This window comes from Thalassospira sp. UBA848, from assembly GCF_002295455.1.
Taxonomy (GTDB): Bacteria; Pseudomonadota; Alphaproteobacteria; order Rhodospirillales; family Thalassospiraceae; genus Thalassospira.
In genome coordinates, this window is the sequence record NZ_DBGS01000026.1 from 1 (window position 1) to 3046 (window position 3046).

At 60.7% G+C, this 3046-nt stretch carries 3 protein-coding genes and 1 pseudogene; all 4 read left to right on the forward strand.

All coding sequences use genetic code 11. The features are described from left to right. Window positions 1–267: pseudogene (locus B2R48_RS03145) on the forward strand (hypothetical protein); the annotation flags it as partial. Continuing rightward, complete coding sequence (locus tag B2R48_RS03150; RefSeq protein WP_296997693.1) at window positions 267–707, forward strand: hypothetical protein; 441 nt, start codon at window positions 267–269, stop codon at window positions 705–707. The pseudogene B2R48_RS03145 and the gene B2R48_RS03150, both read left to right, overlap by 1 nt. 23 nt (window positions 708–730) lie before the next feature. Continuing rightward, a complete protein-coding gene (locus B2R48_RS03155; protein WP_296997695.1) occupies window positions 731–2134 on the forward strand; it encodes a hypothetical protein in 1404 nt (467 codons plus the stop codon). Between the two features lie 55 nt (window positions 2135–2189). Beyond that, window positions 2190–3046: phage head spike fiber domain-containing protein (locus tag B2R48_RS03160; protein WP_296997698.1), on the forward strand; the 857-nt coding region annotated here is incomplete at its 3' end.

A 3046-nucleotide genomic window follows, 5' to 3' on the forward strand; every position in this document is an offset into this window, starting at 1 on the left:
CGGCTGGTCTCAGTCACCTTGCGTTTGCAGGAAACCGGGCAGCTTCGCGTTGATACCGGTCGGGGATTGCGCGATGTCGCACTTCCGGTATCTGCGCCACCCGATGACAAAGACGCGCTGTATAGCGGGGATATCACGCTGCGCGCACTGGGCTGGCGGCTGGGCAGTGGCGGGGGGCTGAAAAGTGGACTTTGGCGCATCGCCGGGGCATTGCCCCGGCCTTTTTTGTTGCTTGGTGTGGCCAGTGAAATGGGGGTGAATGACTGATGGGTGGATTTACATCAATCGTGCCGATGGCGGCATCGGTGCTGCAAACCGGACAACGCATTAGCGCCAACCAGACCAATGCACAAAGCCGGATTGATCAGGGCGAAGCCGTCCGTCAGGCGGAGCTGGCCGAGATCAATGCCCGCCAGCGTGAAGAGGCCGCCAAACGCGAAGAAGACCTTCGACGCAGGCAAGCAACCGCGCGTGCCCGGCAAGGGGCATCGGGGCTGATGGCCGGTGGGTCTGGTTCGGCCAGTGCGGTTCTGGCGGGGTTTGAAAAGGCCGCGCGGCAGGATGCGGAACTGGACGCAGATGCTGCTGCCCGCAAGCGCCGCCGCATCAACCAACAGGCCGCCTGGCGCGAAAAGTCGCTTTTGCGATCTTCGCAGGATGACACGGTCGCACGGCTGAATGCCTGGTTTTCAAAGCGTGATGGCTGATTTTTTTTAGGGGGAAGTACGCTATGGGCGCTGTTTTTGCCAATCAGATCCGTGCCACCATTGCCTTTGTCGGCGATGGCGCGCGTGACAAGTTTCCGTTTGATTTTGATGTGTTTGATGCGGGTGATCTGCGCATCACCATCGATGGCAATGAAATCGAAACCGGTTTTCACATCGCCTTGACGCCCAGCGATGAGGGCGGTGGTGGTGTGGTGCGGTTTGAACACCCGCCGGAAACCGGTGCCCGGATCACCATTGCCCGCCAGTTGCATTTGCGCCGGCTAAGTGCCTTTGACGCCATGTCGATCCCGCGCGGCGATGCGCTGGAACGCGATCTTGATTTCATGACGGCCGCCCTTGGGGATGTTGATCACGCACTGACCGGGACGCTGCGTTTTGGTCCGGATCAGGATGCACCTGCATCGGCTGAATTGCCGGTGATCACGCCCGGTCGGGCGCTGATCTGGAACGCGGCGGGCACGGGGCTTGCCAACGGACCCAGCGGGGCGGAGATCGCGCAGGCCAGCACTAAGGCAGCGCAGGCACAGGATGCCGCCAACCGGGCGGAGGCCGCCGAAAGCCGGTCTGAAACCGCGCTCGCGTCGTTTGAAAGATCAAACGCCGCGGCGATGCTTGATCTTGATTTTCGCAGTGGCGATGTCCTGGCGTGGGCGGATGAGCGCCGCATGCCGGTGATTGATGCGCCGGTCAGCCGGATCATGGATATCCGCGAAACCGGATCGCTGGTCAGGCTTTCCAGCGGGGCGCAATTGACCTTGCCGGTGGCGTCACTTGCGCGCAATGGGGTGCGTTATCGGGTGTTTAACGGTGATGGCACGATGGTTGATATCACAACGGCGGCGGGAAATGTGATCCGCCCGACCAATGGCGGGGCGGAGGCAACTGTTTATCCGTTGCCGACACGCGGTGACATGGTCGATCTGGTCTGTGATGGCACGCGCTGGTTTGCCGCGCCGATCCATGAAACTGGCCCGGTGGTGAAGCTTTTGCGCACGGCCAGCCAGTCCATTCCGGCGGGCGGGGCGTTTCTGGTTGAATGGGATCAGGTGATCGAAGACAGCCACGGGCTTTATGACAGTGCGGTGCATGGCGTGACCGGTCTGCCGCCGGGCTTTTATCATGTTGATATCGGGGTCAGGCTTCCGATTACCGACCAGTCGGTCTTTACGACTTTGTCGCTCGAACGCTTTGACGGCACCGATTGGTCAAGCCACCTGCAAGCCAATGACATTAGTGCGACGGGCAGCGGGGCGGCGCACAGCTTGCGGCTGAATGGCATTGCCCGGATCGGGGCCACGCCCGGCACCGGATTGCGTTTGCGCATCGTGCATAGCGACACCCAAACGCGCGAAATCGCGGCAAGTGAACTTTTGAGCTGGTGTCACATCCATCGCATTGGCGGCTAGCACGCCAACACGCACCTGCCATCCATCGACTACACACTGATCGGAGATGCATCCAATGGGATTGCGTTATCAGCCGCTTGCGGCCTGCATGAATGTTTCGCGCGCCAGCACCAAGCTTGTCCGCGGCCAAAGTGGCCTGCTTGAAACCCGCACGATTGATGAACCGGCTTATGACCATGATCGGCTTGGTCGTCGACTGGGCCTTCTGATCGAGGGGGCGGCGACCAACCTGCTGCGCTACTCAACGGCCTTTGACAATGCACTTTGGGAAAAGAACAGTGGTGTGACCGTGACTGGCAGCACCATTGCCGCCCCGGATGGCAGCCAAACCGCGATGCAGCTTGATCTGCCGGGCAGTGCGGCGGGTGCGGATGGCCTGTATCAGAATGTCGGCGGGCTTGGGGCCAACGATACCTATAGCTTTGCCGTCTGGATGCGCGCGGTTTCGGGCATGGCTGACATCACGCTTGGCGGAATTGACGGGCCGTCCGCCCATGGCTTTACGGTGGATGAAACTTGGCAGCGGGTTTGGATCGCGGAACCAGCCTCAAGCACCACGCGATATCCGAAAATCAGTACGGCTGTTTCGGCCCTTCCGGCCTCTGTCCTGATCTGGAATGCGCAGCTTGAAGCCGGGCCTGCGCCGACCAGCGATATCATCAGCAACGGCATTCCGGCCGCACGGGCGTGCGATGATGTACGCCTTGATCCCGGCGACTGGTTCGCGCAAGGCCGGGGCACAATGGTGTTTGATATCCATACCGCCAAGGATTGGGCAGGTATCTGGCGGATCGTGCAGCTTTATTCCTTAAGCCTCAATGATGATCACCTTGATCTTGGCTATGACAGTGCCGCCGATCAGTTGCGCATTTCGCTGCGAGCGGATGGCGTGCCGGTCGTCACCCAGTCGCT